This window comes from Sphingomonas koreensis (assembly GCF_002797435.1).
Lineage (GTDB): Bacteria > Pseudomonadota > Alphaproteobacteria > Sphingomonadales > Sphingomonadaceae > Sphingomonas > Sphingomonas koreensis.
The window spans coordinates 3,981,435-3,997,228 of sequence record NZ_PGEN01000001.1; the positions used below are offsets into that span (position 1 = coordinate 3,981,435).

Genomic DNA, 15,794 nt, shown 5'->3' on the forward strand with positions numbered 1-15,794 from the left:
TCACCGGAGGAGAGCGGCCGGATCGGCCTTGGAAAGCTGACTGAGCGCGACGAAGCCGGAAAGGATCGCGACGCAGAGAACGAGTACGGCGCAGCCGGTGGTGATCGGCACCGAGACCGAGACCGGGATGTAGGCGAGCTTCGCGAGCCACAGGATGAGCGCGGAAACGAGGCCCGCGACCACCAGGCCGACCATGCCGACCCACAGCGCCTGCTGCAGCACGACGCTGCGCAGATGACTGCCGGGTGCGCCCAGCGCTCGCAGCGTCGCGAACTCGCGGATCGATGCGGCGACGGCGGCCATCAGCGTCTGGCTGGTGATCACGATCGCGACGATGACCGCGACGAGCGAGGAGAGGCCGAACGCGGTTCCCATGCCCGATTCGAACAGCCAGTAATTGGTCGAACGGTCGCCGAATTCCTTCGCCGTCCACGCCTGGTAGCGGGCGTTCTGCTCCTTGGGCGAGAGGGCGTCCTTGACCGCTGCCGGATCGGCGCCGGCGCGCAGCTTCACCAGATAATAAGCGACGTCGTCGGTGTGGTGGAGGCCGGGATCGAGATGCCGCGCGGTGCTGAGCGAGGAGATGACGTTGATGCTGCCGATGCCGCGCAGCCCTTCGGTAAAGCCGGCGACATGGACCTTCTTGCCGTTGATCTCCGCATTCGACCCGATCGAGACGCCCAGCTTGTCGCGGTCGGCGATGTCGACCAGCACGGCACCGGGGATCGTCAGCTTGTCGCGCAGGTCGGGCGAGACCGCATGCGCGAAGGTCAGCGAGCCGGGGCGGGGATCGATCCCCGCGAGCACGACGCTCACGTCGCCCGCGCCGGGCCGCGAGCGCCAGACGCCGCCGGCCCAGGAGAAGGGCTCGGTCCGGTCGACATCGGGATGCATTCGCACGAAGGATTCGGTGCGGCTGGAGATATAGCGGCCCTGATCGATGCTCGGGGTGCCCGGGAATCCGACCCAGAGTTCGGCGTCCGACTTCTCGATATAGACGGCGACCGTCGCGAAGAGGCCGACAGCGAGCGCCGCCTGGATCACCAGCAGGATGCCGGAGAAGGCGATCGCGAAGATCGCAGGCGCGAAGCGGCGCCATTCGTGCAGGATGGATTTGCGGGCCAGCGAGATCATGACTGGCGCAATGACGGGGGAGCGTGGAGCTAGGCCCCGCGGAATGTGGAGGCGCTGTCGAGAGCGAGGCTCAACAGGGGAGGCGGACTTCGAACTGGGCGCCGCCGCCGTCGCGCCGCGCCGCACACGCGCTGCCGCCATGCGCTTCGGCGATCGCCTTCACCACCGCTAGTCCAAGGCCGGTCCCGCCCGAATCGCGCGATCTGGAATCGTCGGCACGCCAGAAGCGCTGGAACAGGCGTTCGGCATCCTCGGCGCTGATGCCGGGGCCGCGGTCGAGTACGCGAAGAAAAGCGCCCCGGGCGTCGGAGCCCGTCTCGATCCTTACCGTCCCGCCCGATGCGGCGTAGCGGCGCGCATTGTCGAGCAGCGCGAGCAGGATCTGGCGCAATCGCGCGCCATCCGCCGCCAGGCGTACCGGCCCGAGATCGCGTTCGGCGGTCATGCCCGCTCGTGCCAGCTCGGCGGAGAAGGCATCGATCGTCTGGCCGGCTTCCGTCGCTAGCTCGATCATCGTTGGCCGCATCACCAGCCGGCCCGACATGGCAAGGCTGAGGATCCGAAGGTCCTCGATGATCTGGGAAAGCGCATCGGTCTGCAGGATCAGGCCGTCCAGTCCGTTCCGGTCGGGCGCGAAGACGCCGTCGGCCATGCCTTGCAGGCGACCGCGCAGGACCGTCAGCGGGGTGCGCAGTTCGTGCGCGATGGCCGCGATGCTCTCGCGCATCTCGCGTTCCGATCGCTCCATTTCGCGCGCCATCATGTTGAAGTCCGCGATCAGCTGATGGATTTCACCCACACCGTGGCCGGGCACCGCGACCCGCACCGTGCGGTCCCCCGCTGCCACGCGCCGGGCGGCGGCGGCGACCCGGTGCACGGGGTCGCTGATCCGCGCCGCGAGCCATCGCCCGGCGATGATGCCGACCAGAAGCGCGACGATGCCGAGCCCGATCAGTGCGATCAGCTCCCGGAACTCGAAGCCGGATTCCCATGCCTGATAGGCGTTCAGCAGCGCTTCGAGCTCCGTCTGCGACGGGAGCTGGTTCAGCTCGACCAGATCGTAGGCACGCTGCGCGCTTGGAGAGAGCGTGCCGCGGAACAGATTGTAGGACCAGACATAGAAGGCGATCATGCCGCCGAGCATCACCACGACGCTCAGAAAGGTGATGATCGCCATGGCGGCGGTCAATTGGGTCGCGAGCCGCGCGCGGCGGCGGTGCCGCGCGCGGCCGATCACCCCGCGCAATCCCGCAAGGCTGGTCGGACTTGGCCGGCTTGCCCGGCGCGGATAGGTGTCGGGGTCAGCTTTCATATGCGTCTGCCACAGGCCATGGGGTTGAAGTCCGGATGCGCCGGCCGCTGCCCGATGCACGCATCAACTCTCGACCGTATCTCGACGCGCCGTCGTGATAGCGGATCCGCGCTGCACAGGGGCAAGCGCATTGCGAGGAGTTGACCGTGCAGATGCAGCAACGATGGTGGCTTGGGTTTTTCGGTCTGATCGGTTTCTACAACGTCCCCGACATGCTCCTTGCCCTGCACGGGCGCGAAAGCGCGTGGCAATTTCTTTCGCTGGGCTGGTTTCTCTGGCTGCTGTGGTTCGTTCCCGTGCGCCGCAAGAGTTGATGCCCAGCACGGCATCGTGCCGTGCCATTGCGGACGAGCGACCGTGCGCCTCACAGCGGCAGCAGGCGGTACCCAACGCCCCGTACACCCCCGAGCAGATCGGTGGCCCCCGCGACGTGCAGCTTGCGGCGCAGATTGCTGACATGGCTGTCGACCGTACGCTCGAGCGCATCGCTGTCGGGCATGCACGCATCGAGCAGCTCGCCGCGCGAAAAGGCCTTGGTCGGCGTCCGCATCATGTGCGCGAGCAGCTTGAACTCGGTTGTGGTGAGATTGAGCAGCTGCCGCCGGCCGCCAGCCTGTACATAGGCGGCATGCGCCGCGCTATCGAGCTCGAGCGGTCCGTGCCGCACGACGCCGTCGCTACGCATCCGGCCCCGGCGCAGAATCGCCTTCGCCCGTTCGACGACCTCGAGCGGGTTGAACGGTTTCACGACATAGTCGTCCGCGCCAAGGCGCAGCGCCGACAATTTGTCGAGATCCTCGGCAAGCGCGGTCGCCATGATCACCGGTGTTCCGCCGCGGTGGCGAATCTCCGCCAGCACCGCGAAGCCGTCCGCCTTGGGCAGCTTGACGTCGAGGACCATCAGGTCGGGCGAGAGCATCGCATGATGCTGCAACGCGATCTCGCCATTGGAGGCCAGCACCGTCCGAAAGCCGTCCCGGGTGAAATAGGCATCGAGGATCGACGCGATTTCCGGCTCGTCCTCGACAATCAGGATCAATGCGCTTTCCATGTACAACTCCCGGGAATCGCTCTGTCCCTACACGGTCGAGGCCAAGCGGACGAATTGTGGAGAGTTGATGGAGGGAAGCGCAGGCACAAAAAGAGGCGGCCCGCCGAAGCGAACCGCCTCAGTCCTGCAAGGAAGATCAGAAGCGGACCGCTGCGCCGACCAGGAGGCGGTCGCGCTTCAGTTCATCGCTGAACTTGACCCGGTCGAATTCGCCGCGGAGCGAGAAGGAGGGGCTCAGCGCGTATTCGATACCTGCGCCATACAGGAATCCGTTTTCCTTGATCTTGGTGTCGACGGCCTTCGCGCCCGCCGCGGTCGACTTGGCGTTGACGTCGAAGCGCTGCCAGGCCCAGCCGCCCTTGGCGAAGAAGAGGACCGAATTGCCCGCGGCGTAGCCGATCCGGCCGGTCGCATCGATCGTGCGGCGCGGATTGACCTTGACGTTGGTCGCGCCGACCTTCTGCTCGAGGGTCTTGCCGCCGCCGCCGATGCCGACTTCGGCGCCGATCACGATGTTGCTGTCGGTCTGGATATCGTAGCCGAGATAGCCGCGCCAATCGAACGACTTCTTGTCGATGTCGAGCTTGGCGGTCTCGCCGGTGATCTTGCGATCGACATCCTGGCTGGTCCGGCCGGCCGAGGCACCGACCTTGAACCCGTCGAACGACTTGTCTTCGCCGGATTGCGCATGCGCGGTCTGGGCGGCGACAAGCGCGAGCCCGCTAAGCAGGATAGTCTTCTTCATTGATCTAACTCCACAACAGCGACCCGGATCGGATCGACGGAACGTCCTCTGGCGCCGATCCGTGGAGCTTCGGTGGAGGCTGTGCCGATGCCGGGTCGAGCCAGGCGCGTTGGAACCGATCCGGCGGGCGATCCATGGAATCTCCATCCTCTGCCGACGCAGGCTGCATCGAACCGGCTCACCGCAATGCGATGAACAGCTTCGATGCAGGCGAGTGATGGCGGCATATCCGATGAACGGCGCGCGCGCCTGGGAAGCGCCACGGACCGAGGGGCCGGGGCTGCGCATCGCCCTGTTCTCCGGCAATTACGATTGCGTGCGGGACGGTGCGAACCAGGCGCTCAACCGGCTGGTCGATCATCTGCTGACCGAGGAAGGTGCCGCCGTGCGCGTCTATTCGCCGGTGGCGGCGGTGCCGGCGTTCAAGTCGGCCGGCGACGTCGTTCCGGTGCCCTCCGTCGCAATTCCTGGTCGCAGCGAGTACCGGGTCGCGCTCGGACTCCCGGCGAAAGTGCGGGAGGATATCCGGCGTTTCGCCCCCAATATCGTGCATTTGTCGGCACCCGACTGGCTGGGCCGGAGCGCCCAGCGTTTCGCGCGCGAGATCGGAGTGCCTGTCGTGAGCAGCCTGCACACCCGCTTCGAGACCTATCTCGACTATTACGGCCTCCGGCTGCTCAGGGCGCCGGTCGAACACTATCTGAACCGCTTCTATCGCGGATGCGATCGCGTCCTTGCACCGACCGAGGCGATTGCCGGCGCATTCCGGAGCCAGGGGCTGGACGGGCGTGTCGCGGTCTGGGGGCGCGGTGTCGATCGCGGCCAGTTCAACCCGGGACGCCGGAGCCCGGAACTGCGCCGCGAACTGGGCTACGCACCGGACGAGATCGCGCCGCTCTTCTTCGGCCGGCTGGTGCACGAAAAGGGTCTTGCCGTCTTTGCCGGCGTCATCCGCGCCGCGCGCGAGCGGGGGTACCGGCTGCGGCCGATGATCGTCGGCGAGGGACCCGCGCGCCGGTGGTTCGCAGGGCAGCTGCCGGATGCGACCTTCCTCGGGCATCTTTCGGGCGAGCGGCTCGGCATGGCTGTCGCCAGCGCGGATGTCCTCATCAACCCGTCGGTGACCGAGGCGTTCGGCAATGTGAACCTCGAAGCCATGGCCTGTGGCGTTCCGGTGATCTCGGCACGGGTGGCCAGCGCCGAGGCGTTGATCGCACACGGATCTTCGGGGCTGCTGGTCGAGGCCGGGGCGATAGCGGCCTACACCGATGCGTTGGAGCGGCTCGTCATCTCCCGCCCGCTGCGCGCGGCGCTTGGCGCTGCGGCGGCGCGATCGGCCTTGTCCCACGATTGGTGCCAGCAGCTTTCGGGTGTGGCGTCGGTGTATCGCGAGTGCGTGCAATCGGGGAGGCGCTAGACCTCGCCCGCATGCGTCCCGCTATGGACGAGCTGGTTCGGGAAGCCGATGGTGAACACCGCGCCGCCGTCCGGGCCGTTGCCCGCCCGCACGCCGATCGACATGGCATCTGCAAAGCCCTTGACGATCGCCAGGCCGAGACCGCTGCCGCCTTGGCGATCGCTGCCGCGGCCCTGCGCGAACGTCTCGAAGATGCGTTCTTCCATCCCGGGCTCCAGACCTGGTCCTTGATCGCGGATCGCGAGCAGCACCGCATCGGGCGTGCGCGAACCCTCGATCGTGATCCGGCCCGCTTCTCCGCCATGCTGCGCAGCATTGGCGAGCAGGTTGATCAGGATGTGGTGGAGCAGCGTCGGATCGGCGGTGACGAAAGGCAGGTTTGCGGGAACCTTGAGGTCGATATGGCGGCCGCGGAACAGATCCTTGAGGTCATGGACGGCGCTGGCGACTGCATCGGTCAGGTCGATCGGCTCGGGCGCGAGCGTGAGCGCGCCGGAATCGATGCGGACCATGTCGAGCAGATTGTCGAGGAAGCGGCGCAGGCGCGCGACCTCCATCCGAGCGACAGGGAGGGCAGGGGAGCCGGGCTGCTCGACGCCCAGTCCTTCGATCGCGGTGGCGACCGAAGTGAGCGGCGTGCGCAGATCATGCCCGATCGAGGAGAGCAGAGCCGCGCGTAGCCGGTCGCGTTCCTTGAGCACCGAGACCTCGCGTACCTCGCTCTCGAGCTTCAGCCGCTCGTGTGCGAGCGCGGCCTGGCCCAGCAGGGTGGAAAGCAGCACCGCGCGATCGGCGGTTACCGGTTCGCGGCCGTCGTCGCGCGACAGGCCGACCACGGCGAGCACGCCGAGCGCGGTCTTGAGCGGATGGAACTGCCAGTCCGCGGCGTTGAGCGTGGCGGTGCCCGCACCGGCAGGCTCGCCCCGCTTCATCGCCCACTCCGCGGCGGCCTGGTTGACCGGATTGAGCGGGCCGGTTTCCGGCGAGGCACCAGCGCGGACGAGTTCGCCACCGCGTTCACGCAGCAGGATGATGTTGACTTCGAGCAGCCGGGCCATCTCCTCACAGACCAGCTGACTGGTCGTCTGCCAGTCGGAGACGCGCGCGAGCATCTGGCCGAAGGCAGCGACCGCGGCATTCTCCTGTGCGCTGCGGGCGCCGAGCGTGGCGCGCGTCTTGAGCCGTCCGGCAAGGTTGGCGGTGAAGGCCGCGATCCCGATCAGCACGAACATCGTCAGAAGGCTCTGCGGATCGGCGATGGTGAAGGTATGAACCGGCGGCAGGAAGAAGAAATTATACGCCATTGCCGAGGCGAACCCGGTGAGCAGGCCCGGGCGAAGCCCATAGCGGCCCGAGGCGAGGATCACCGGCGAGAGGTAGATCAGGTCCACCCCGCCGCGCCCGATCAGCGGCTCGACCAGCTTGCCGAGCAGCGTTGCCGCCGCAACCAGCGCAGCGACCACCGCATAGGTGGCGGGATTGCCCCAACGCCCAAGCGTGCGTGGCGCGCGAGACGAACTCTCGCCCGATACCACCGCGGGGATCACATGCACCGCCACGCCGTCGCCAGTGCGCAGCATCGTGTTGACCACCGATCCGTGACGCAGCTCGAACCACCAGCTGCGCACCGACTTGCCGATGACGAGCTGAGTCGTGCGGGTCATCCGGATATGCTCGGCCAGCCCGTCGATCACCTTTTCGGCAGGCACCGTCGCGATCGTAGCGCCCAGGCTGGCGGCGAGCCGCAGCGTATCGGCGATGCGGCGCTTCTGCGCCTCGTCGAACCCCTCGGCGCGGGGCGTGCGGATATAGACGGCCTGCCACGGCGCGCGCAGCGCATCGGCAAGCCGCTTGGCGGCGCGCACCAGCGTGTCGGACCCGGCCAGCTCGCTCACCGCGACCAGCACCCGCTCGCCGCCGGCGAAGGTGCCCTGCACCGCGCTTGCATCAAGCTCGTCGAGCAACGCCCGGTCGACGCTCAGCGCGGCGCGGCGCAGCGCCATCTCGCGCAGCGCCGAGAGGTTGGGCTTGGAGAAGAAGTGGCCGAGCGCGCGGCTGGCCTCGTCCGGGATATAGACCTTGCCCTGTTTCAGGCGCTCGATCAGCTCGTCGGGGGGAAGGTCGACCACCTCGATCTCGGCCCCTTCGAACACGCTGTCGGGCACGGTCTCGCGCACGCGGACGCGGGTGAAGCTGGCGACGACGTCGTTGAGGCTCTCGACATGCTGGATATTGAGCGTGGTGTAGACGTCGATCCCGGCGTCGAGCAATTCCTGCACGTCCTGCCAGCGCTTGGGATGGCGGCTGCCCTCGACATTGGTGTGCGCGAACTCGTCGACCAGCGCGAGCGACGGGCGCCGCGCGAGGATCGCGTCGAGATCCATCTCGGGCAGCGCGTGGCCCTGATAGTCGATGGTCCGGCGCGCGATCACCTCGAACGGTTCGAGCAGCGCCGCGGTCTCGGCGCGGCCATGCGTCTCGACCACCGCGACGACGACATCGGTGCCGGCCTTGAGCCGTTCCGCCCCCTCCCGCAGCATCTCGAACGTCTTGCCGACGCCGGGCGCGGCGCCGAGGAAGATCTTGAGCTTGCCGCGCGCCTCGCGCTTGGCGGCGCGGAGCAGGGCTTCGGGCGAGGGACGCGATTCCATCGCGCGACAATTACGCGCGCGCAGCGGCGAACGCCACCGGCGGGGTTTCATCCTTATGCTTTCTTAATGCCCGCCCGCGGCTTTCACCGGCGAACCTTAACGGCATGCACGCCTAATTGAGCGTCCGAAACCATTCGGAGTCTGCCCCATGCAGGACGTGATCTGGCTCGCCGCGCTCGGCGGGCTTTTCCTCGTGACGCTCGCCTATCTTCGCCTCTGCGACGAGGCCTGAGATGAGCATCCATCTGACGCTCGCCGGGCTGACCGCGCTCGGCCTCCTCCTTTACCTCGTCGCCGTCCTCGTGCGGCCCGAGAAGTTCTGAAAGAACCGACATGACCATCCAGGGCTGGGGGCTGATCCTCGTCTTTGTCGCCATTCTCGTCGCGCTCGCGAAGCCGGTGGGGATGTGGCTGTTCGCGCTCTATGAAGGCCGCCGCACGCCGCTCCACGTCGTGCTGGGGCCGGTCGAGCGGGGTTTCTACAAGCTTGCCGGGGTCGATCCCGCGGCGGAGCAGGGCTGGCGCCGCTATGCCATCCATATGCTGCTGTTCCAGCTGGCGACCTTCCTGTTCACCTATGCCGTGCTGCGCCTGCAGGGCGTGCTGCCGATGAACCCGCGCGAGCTGGCGCCGGTCGGCGCGGACGGCGCGTTCAACACTGCGATCAGCTTTACCACCAACACCAACTGGCAATGGTATGCGGGCGAAGTCGCACTGAGCAACTTGAGCCAGATGCTCGGCCTGGTCATCCACAACTTCCTCTCCGCCGCGACCGGCATCGCCATCGCCTTCGCGATCTTCCGCGGCTTTGCGCGCCGGGAAAGCGGCACGGTCGGCAATTTCTGGGCCGATCTCACGCGCGTGACGCTCTATCTGCTGCTCCCGGTCTGCATCGTCTATGCGACCTTCCTGATCGCCAGCGGCGTGCCGCAGACCTTCGCCGCGATGATCGACGCCACCACGCTCGAAGGTGCGAAACAGTCGATCGCACTCGGCCCGGTCGCCTCGCAGGAGGCGATCAAGATGCTCGGTACCAATGGCGGCGGCTTCTTCAACGCCAACTCGGCGCATCCGTTCGAGAACCCGACCGCGCTTACCAACCTCGTCCAGATGCTGTCGATCTTCGTGATCGGCGCAGGCCTCACATGGACCTTCGGCAAGGCGGTGGGCAACCCGCGCCAGGGCTGGGCGATCCTGTCGGCGATGCTGGTGCTGTTCCTCGCCGGCGTCAGCGTCACCTACTGGGCCGAGGCCGCGGGCAACCCGAACCTGCATGCGCTGGGTGCGATGGGCGGCAATATGGAGGGCAAGGAAGTTCGCTTCGGCATTGCCGCCAGTGCGCTCTTCTCGGTCATCACCACCGCGGCATCGTGCGGCGCGGTCAATGCGATGCACGACAGCTTCACCGCGCTGGGCGGCATGATCCCGCTGTTCAACATGCAGCTGGGGGAGATCGTGATCGGCGGCGTCGGCGCGGGCATCTACGGCTTCCTGCTGTTCGCCATCCTCGCGGTGTTCGTCGCGGGCCTGATGGTCGGCCGCACACCCGAATATGTCGGCAAGAAGATCGAAAGCCGTGAGGTCAAGCTGGCGGTGCTCGCCATCGCGATCGTGCCGCTCTGCGTGCTCGGCTTCACCGCGCTGTCCGCCGTCCTTCCGGCGGGCCTGGCCGGGCCGCTCAACAAGGGCCCGCACGGCTTCAGCGAGATCCTCTACGCCTATAGCTCGGCAACCGGGAACAACGGTTCGGCCTTTGCCGGCCTCACCGCGGGCACGCCCTTCTACAACGGCTTGCTCGGCGTCGCGATGTGGCTCGGCCGGTTCTTCATGATCGTGCCGGTGCTCGCCATCGCGGGCAGTCTTGCCGCCAAGAAGTACACCCCGGCCACCGCGGGCTCGTTCCCGACCACCGGACCGCTGTGGGTGGGCCTGCTCGTCGGGATCATCCTGATCGTGGGCGGCCTGACCTTCCTTCCCAGCCTCGCGCTCGGCCCGATCGCGGATCATCTCTCGATGATCAACGGCCAGCTCTTCTGAGGACGCATTCCATGACGACCAAGACGATGTTCTCGGGCGAGCTGATCCTTCCGGCGATCGGCGACGCCTTCAAGAAACTGAACCCGCGGGATCTGATCAAGAACCCGGTGCTGTTCACCACCGCGGTGGTGGCACTGCTGCTGACGGTGCTGCTTGCGCTGGGCGGGGAGAGGCTCTCGATCCCCTTCCAGGCGCAGCTGATCGTGTGGCTGTGGCTGACCGTGCTGTTCGGCACCTTTGCCGAGGCGCTGGCCGAGGGCCGGGGCCGGGCGCAGGCCGCGTCGCTGCGCGCCACCAAGTCCGAGCTTCAGGCCAAGCGCCTGATCGGCACGGGTGAGGCGTGGGAGCTGGTCGGCGCGGCCCGGCTCGAGCGGGGCGAGGTGGTGCTGGTCGAGACCGGCGACCTGATCCCCGCCGATGGCGAGGTGATCGAGGGTGTGGCCTCGGTCAACGAGGCGGCGATCACCGGCGAAAGCGCGCCGGTGATCCGCGAGGCGGGCGGCGATCGCTCGGCCGTCACCGCGGGCACGCGCGTCATCTCCGACCGGATCAAGGTGCGCGTGACGCAGGAGCCGGGACAGGGCTTCCTCGATCGCATGATCGCGCTGGTCGAGGGTGCCGAGCGCCAGAAGACCCCGAACGAGATTGCCCTCACGATCCTGCTCGTCGGCCTGACCATCATCTTCCTGATCGCGGTCGCGACCATCCCCGGTTTCGCCAGCTATGCCGGCGGCAGCATCCCGGTCGCGATCCTCGCCGCGCTGCTGATCACCCTCATCCCCACCACCATTGCCGCGCTGCTGTCGGCGATCGGCATTGCGGGCATGGACCGGCTGGTGCGCTTCAACGTGCTCGCCAAATCGGGCCGCGCGGTCGAGGCGGCGGGCGATGTCGACGTGCTGCTGCTCGACAAGACCGGCACGATCACGATCGGCGACCGCCAGGCGAGCGAGTTCCGCCATCTCGCGGCGGTACAGGTCGACGACCTTGCCCGTGCCGCGCTGCTCGCAAGCCTTGCCGACGAGACGCCCGAGGGCCGTTCGATCGTGACGCTGGCGCGCGAGAAGTTCGGCATCTCGGTGCCGAACCTGCCCGCTGGCGCCGAAGTGATCCCCTTCACCGCGCAGACCCGCATCTCGGGCGTGAAGGTCGAGGGGACGCTGATCCAGAAGGGGGCAGTGGATTCGGTGCTTCGCGCCAATCCCGGCCTGGGCGACACGCCTGCCGCCGCGGAACTGCGCAAGCTGACCGACGAGATCGCCCGCGCCGGCATGACGCCGCTCGCGGTGGCCAAGGACGGGCGACTGCTCGGCGCGGTCGCGCTCAAGGACGTGGTCAAGGCCGGGGTGCGCGAACGCTTCGCCGAGCTGCGCCGCATGGGCATCCGCACGGTGATGATCACCGGCGACAACCCGCTCACCGCCGCGGCGATCGCGGCCGAAGCGGGGGTCGATGACTTCCTCGCCGAGGCGACGCCCGAGGACAAGCTGGCGCTGATCCGCAAGGAACAGGCGGGCGGCAAGCTCGTCGCGATGTGCGGCGACGGTACCAACGACGCGCCCGCGCTCGCCCAGAGCGACGTCGGCGTGGCGATGAACACCGGCACCCAGGCGGCGCGCGAAGCGGGCAACATGGTCGATCTCGACAGCGATCCGACCAAGCTCATCGAGATCGTCGGCCTCGGCAAGCAGCTGCTGATGACGCGCGGGGCGCTGACGACCTTCTCGGTCGCCAACGATGTGGCGAAGTATTTCGCGATCATCCCGGCGATGTTCGTCACCCTTTATCCGGGGCTGGGCGTGCTCAACGTGATGGGCCTCGGCTCGCCCGAGAGCGCGATCCTCAGCGCGATCATCTTCAACGCGCTGATCATCCCGTGCCTCGTGCCGCTGGCGCTACGGGGCGTGACCTACAAGCCGATGGGGGCGGGGCCGCTGCTCGCGCGCAACCTCTCGATCTACGGCCTTGGCGGCCTGGTCGCACCGTTCATCGGCATCAAGCTGATCGACCTCGCCGTCACCGGCCTCAACCTCGCCTGAGGACAATAGACATGCTTACCGACCTCAAATCCGCTCTGCGCCCGGCGATCGTGCTGACATTGCTATTCGCTGCGCTGCTCGGTCTCGCCTATCCCGCCCTGCTCACCGGCATTGGTCAGGCGGTCTTCCCGCATCAGGCCAATGGCAGCCTGATCCGAGAGGGAGACCGCGTGATCGGCTCCGAACTGATCGGCCAGAAGTTCGCGGGCGCGGGCTATTTCCACGGCCGCCCCTCCGCGGCGGGCAGTGACGGCTACGACGCTGCCGCCTCCGCCGGCTCCAACCTCGGCCCGACATCGCAAGCGCTGATCGATCGCGTGAAGACCGATGCCGATGCCATCCGCAACGCACCAGCCAATTCGGTCCCAACCGACCTGGTGACGACCTCCGCCTCGGGGCTTGACCCCCATGTGAGCCCCGAGGCGGCTCTTTTTCAGGTCGATCGCGTCGCCAGAGCGCGCGGGATCGCACCGGAAAAGCTGCGGGCGCTGGTGGAGCAGCATCGCGAAGGCGCGTTGCTTGGCTTCCTTGGCGAGCCGCGGGTGAATGTCCTCGCGCTCAACCGCGCGCTCGACCAGATGACGGCCGGGCGCTAAGCCCCGGGGATGGCATTGCCGACCAAGGTTCTGATCGTCGAGGATGATGTCCACATCCGCCGCCTGCTCCGCGCCGCCCTCCAGCGCGCGGGGCATGCGGTGGTCGAGGCTGCGACTGCGCGCGAGGGGCTGTCGCTGCTCGACATCGACAAGCCCGACGCGGTGCTGCTCGACCTCGGCCTGCCCGACCGCGACGGGTTGGAGCTGATCCAGCCGATCAAGGCGCGCTCGACCGCCACGCTGCTGGTGGTCTCCGCGCGCGAGGATGTGGCGGAAAAGGTCGCCGCGCTCGATCTCGGCGCCGACGATTATCTGACCAAGCCCTTTGACACCGACGAGCTGCTCGCGCGCATTCGCACCGCGCTGCGTCACCGGCTGGCGAGCGATGCCGAACAGGCGACGGTGTCGCTGGGCGAGGTCGAGATCGACCTGACCCATCGCCGTGTGAAGCGGGCGGGGGAGGAAGTCCATCTCTCGCCCAAGGAATATGACGTCCTCGCCGAACTGGCGAAACGCCCCGACCGGGTGATCAGCCACGCACAATTGCTGCGCACCGTCTGGGGCCCGGCGCATGAGGGCCGCGTCGACTATCTGCGTATCGTCGTCCGCAACCTCCGCCAGAAGCTCGAGGCCGACGCCAGCCGCCCCGCGCTGATCCGCAACGAACCGGGCGTCGGCTACCGGCTGGTCGCCCCGCAGGCCTGACTGCCGCTCTTGCAAAGCGCCTCCAATCTGGCATCTTGTGAACGTTCACAGTGCCGAGGGGAGGGTAGGCGATGTTCGTCACGTTTGCGCTGGCGCTGCAATCGACCCTGAGCGCGACCAACGTCTCCGCCGACGTGCCCATGGTCGCGCCGACGACCAAGCCCAGCTTCGCCGACGAGTTCGACGGGCCCCGGATCGACACCGGTAAATGGCTGTTCGACACGCACCGCAACAAGACCGGCTGGTACAATAACGAGCTGCAATATTACGCCGACGGCCGGCCCGAGAATGCCCGGATCGAGAAGGGCGCACTGGTGATCGAGGCGCGGCGGGAAGCGCTCGAGAGGGCGAAGGACTGGGGCGGGCAGGCCTACACTTCGGCCAAACTCGTGACGCGCCAGCGCTACGGCTACGGCTTCTACGAGATCCGCGCCAAGCTGCCGTGCGGGCGCGGCATGTGGCCGGCGATCTGGATGCTGCCGACCGACGGCAAATGGCCTGAAGGCGGCGAGATCGACATCATGGAGATGGTCGGCTGGGACGCGAACGTGATCCACGCGACCGTCCACAGCTCCGCATTCTACCACGTCAAGGGAACGCAGCGCGGGGCGCAGGTGAGGCTGCCCACGGCTTGTACGCAATATCACACCTACCAACTCGACTGGCGGCCGGATTCGATCACGATCGGCATCGACGGGCGTGGACATATGCGGGTGAAGGACGATCAGCCCGGTGGTGCGGCGGCATGGCCGTTCACCAAGCCGTACGAGCTGATCCTCAACCTGGCGGTCGGCGGCGACTGGGGCGGGCAGAAGGGCGTGGACGATACCGCGCTGCCGCAGCGCATGCAGGTCGATTACGTGCGCTACTGGGCTAGCGCCGATGCCGGATCGCCGGGACCAGCAGCCCGCCCAGCAGAGTAAGGCCGGCCAGCACCAGCATCACCGCGCGGAAATCGTGCGGCTTGGCGAGCGCCCAGGTGAGCAGGGGCCCGATCAGCGCGGGCAGCGTGTTGGTCAGGTTGATGATCCCCAGATCGCGGCCGCGGTGGCGCGGATCGGGCAGCAACTGCATGGCGAAGCCCGAATGGAGTGAGAGGAAGGCCGCGGAGCCAAGCGCGTAGAGCGTGAACGACGAAGCCGCCATAGTCCAGTCGCGCGCGAAGGCGAGGCCGACCAGGCCCAGCGCAGCCAACAGCGCGAAGGCGATCAGGAACGGCTTCCGCTGCCCGATCCGGTCCGACCAGCGCCCCGCCAGCACCGCGACGGGTACGGAGGCAAAATAGGCGATGGTCATCAGCTGACCGAGCGGTCCCACGCTTTTCGATGCGGGGGTGTGGGGGTCGATGCTGGCGAAGTAATAGACGAGGTAGAGCCACAGCACATTGCCGGCGACCTGCACCAGCAGCCGCGATGTCCAGGCGATCGCGAGGTCGCGACCCAGCAGCGGGTCTTCCTCCGCGGCAATGGCCGCGGGCGCGGTCCGTGCGGGCGTGACGATCAGCGGCAGGATGCAGAGCAGCGCTGCGGCGAAGACGAAGGCAAGCCGTGTCGGTTCGTCGCTGAACCCGATCGCAAGCATCAGCGCGGCGACTGCGGAGGCAAGCGGCGCGCCCAAGGCGATCAGGCCGCCGGACAGGCCCTTCTGCGAGTCGGGGACTTCGTCGGCCATGACTGCGAACATCGGGGCAAGGACGGCGTTCAGCGCGATCTGGAACAGCACCACCGCCAGAATGATCTGCAATGGCGCGGCGGCGGCGGCAACCGCTGCAAAGGACGCGGCGAGACCGGCCAAGCCGAGGACGATCCACTTGCGCCGTCCGTTGCCGCGGGCGACCGAGCGGTCGCTGAGCCAGCCGAACAGGATGTTCGATGCGCTTGCCGCGATCGCTCCGGCGATGACGGTGGCGGTGAAGACGGCGATGCGATCGTCGCCCGCCACCTCGGCGATCTTGACCGGAAGCAGCAGCGTGAGCAGCGGCAGAAAGCCGATGACACCGCCGGCATTTGCGAGCGCGACGAGCAGGATGAAGCGAAGCGACCGTCGCCCGGACTGAAACTCGCTCGCCAACCTGCACCCCCGCGCACCGGTCGTCGCGCCCGCATGG

The 15,794-nt window shown here is 67.5% G+C and carries 14 protein-coding genes; 8 read left to right on the plus strand and 6 right to left on the minus strand.

The window, feature by feature from the left end; genetic code table 11:
* Positions 1-1,134, minus strand: coding sequence for an ABC transporter permease (locus tag BDW16_RS19115; RefSeq protein WP_066574076.1), 1,134 nt, complete (start codon positions 1,132-1,134; stop codon positions 1-3).
* A 70-nt stretch (positions 1,135-1,204) separates the two neighbouring features.
* Positions 1,205-2,446, minus strand: coding sequence for a sensor histidine kinase (locus BDW16_RS19120; protein ID WP_083954174.1), 1,242 nt, complete (start codon positions 2,444-2,446; stop codon positions 1,205-1,207).
* Between the two features lie 146 nt (positions 2,447-2,592).
* On the opposite strand from BDW16_RS19120, the gene BDW16_RS21420 reads away from it, so the two are divergent.
* On the plus strand, positions 2,593-2,760 hold the full coding sequence (locus tag BDW16_RS21420; RefSeq protein ID WP_157081367.1) for a hypothetical protein: 168 nt from the start codon (positions 2,593-2,595) through the stop codon (positions 2,758-2,760).
* 50 nt (positions 2,761-2,810) lie between these two features.
* Here the strand turns inward: BDW16_RS21420 and BDW16_RS19125 are convergent, their stop codons facing one another.
* Positions 2,811-3,497, minus strand: coding sequence for a response regulator (locus BDW16_RS19125; protein WP_066574074.1), 687 nt, complete (start codon positions 3,495-3,497; stop codon positions 2,811-2,813).
* A gap of 136 nt (positions 3,498-3,633) precedes the next feature.
* Positions 3,634-4,242: an outer membrane protein gene (locus BDW16_RS19130; RefSeq protein WP_066574071.1), complete on the minus strand. Its 609-nt coding sequence runs from the start codon at positions 4,240-4,242 to the stop codon at positions 3,634-3,636.
* A 217-nt stretch (positions 4,243-4,459) separates the two neighbouring features.
* Here BDW16_RS19130 and BDW16_RS19135 point away from each other — a divergent pair, with 217 nt between their 5' ends.
* A complete protein-coding gene (locus BDW16_RS19135) occupies positions 4,460-5,659 on the plus strand; it encodes a glycosyltransferase family 4 protein (RefSeq protein WP_066574069.1) in 1,200 nt (399 codons plus the stop codon).
* Here BDW16_RS19135 and BDW16_RS19140 read toward each other — a convergent pair.
* On the minus strand, positions 5,656-8,310 hold the full coding sequence (locus BDW16_RS19140; RefSeq protein WP_066574067.1) for a sensor histidine kinase: 2,655 nt from the start codon (positions 8,308-8,310) through the stop codon (positions 5,656-5,658). The two genes, BDW16_RS19135 and BDW16_RS19140, sit on opposite strands and share 4 nt — an antisense overlap.
* Before the next feature lie 233 nt (positions 8,311-8,543).
* Here BDW16_RS19140 and BDW16_RS19145 point away from each other — a divergent pair, with 233 nt between their 5' ends.
* The 6 genes from BDW16_RS19145 to BDW16_RS19170 all read left to right on the plus strand — a co-directional run bounded on the left by BDW16_RS19145 (position 8,544) and on the right by BDW16_RS19170 (position 14,610).
* Positions 8,544-8,633, plus strand: a complete 90-nt coding sequence (locus BDW16_RS19145; protein ID WP_066574064.1) for a potassium-transporting ATPase subunit F — start codon at positions 8,544-8,546, stop codon at positions 8,631-8,633.
* Positions 8,634-8,643: 10 nt separating this feature from the next.
* The gene (gene kdpA / locus BDW16_RS19150; RefSeq protein WP_066574061.1) at positions 8,644-10,347 is read left to right on the plus strand and encodes a potassium-transporting ATPase subunit KdpA; all 1,704 of its coding nucleotides are present in this window, start codon (positions 8,644-8,646) and stop codon (positions 10,345-10,347) included.
* 11 nt (positions 10,348-10,358) lie between these two features.
* Positions 10,359-12,386 (plus strand): potassium-transporting ATPase subunit KdpB, encoded by a 2,028-nt coding sequence (gene kdpB / locus BDW16_RS19155; protein ID WP_066574059.1) that lies wholly within the window; start codon positions 10,359-10,361, stop codon positions 12,384-12,386.
* Positions 12,387-12,397: 11 nt separating this feature from the next.
* Positions 12,398-12,982: a potassium-transporting ATPase subunit KdpC gene (gene kdpC / locus BDW16_RS19160; RefSeq protein ID WP_066574057.1), complete on the plus strand. Its 585-nt coding sequence runs from the start codon at positions 12,398-12,400 to the stop codon at positions 12,980-12,982.
* A 9-nt stretch (positions 12,983-12,991) separates the two neighbouring features.
* On the plus strand, positions 12,992-13,687 hold the full coding sequence (locus BDW16_RS19165; RefSeq protein WP_174532030.1) for a response regulator: 696 nt from the start codon (positions 12,992-12,994) through the stop codon (positions 13,685-13,687).
* Between the two features lie 71 nt (positions 13,688-13,758).
* Complete coding sequence (locus BDW16_RS19170) at positions 13,759-14,610, plus strand: glycoside hydrolase family 16 protein (RefSeq protein WP_066574054.1); 852 nt, start codon at positions 13,759-13,761, stop codon at positions 14,608-14,610.
* Here BDW16_RS19170 and BDW16_RS19175 read toward each other — a convergent pair.
* On the minus strand, positions 14,561-15,757 hold the full coding sequence (locus BDW16_RS19175) for an MFS transporter (RefSeq protein ID WP_066574052.1): 1,197 nt from the start codon (positions 15,755-15,757) through the stop codon (positions 14,561-14,563). The two genes, BDW16_RS19170 and BDW16_RS19175, sit on opposite strands and share 50 nt — an antisense overlap.
* Positions 15,758-15,794: the final 37 nt, after the last annotated feature.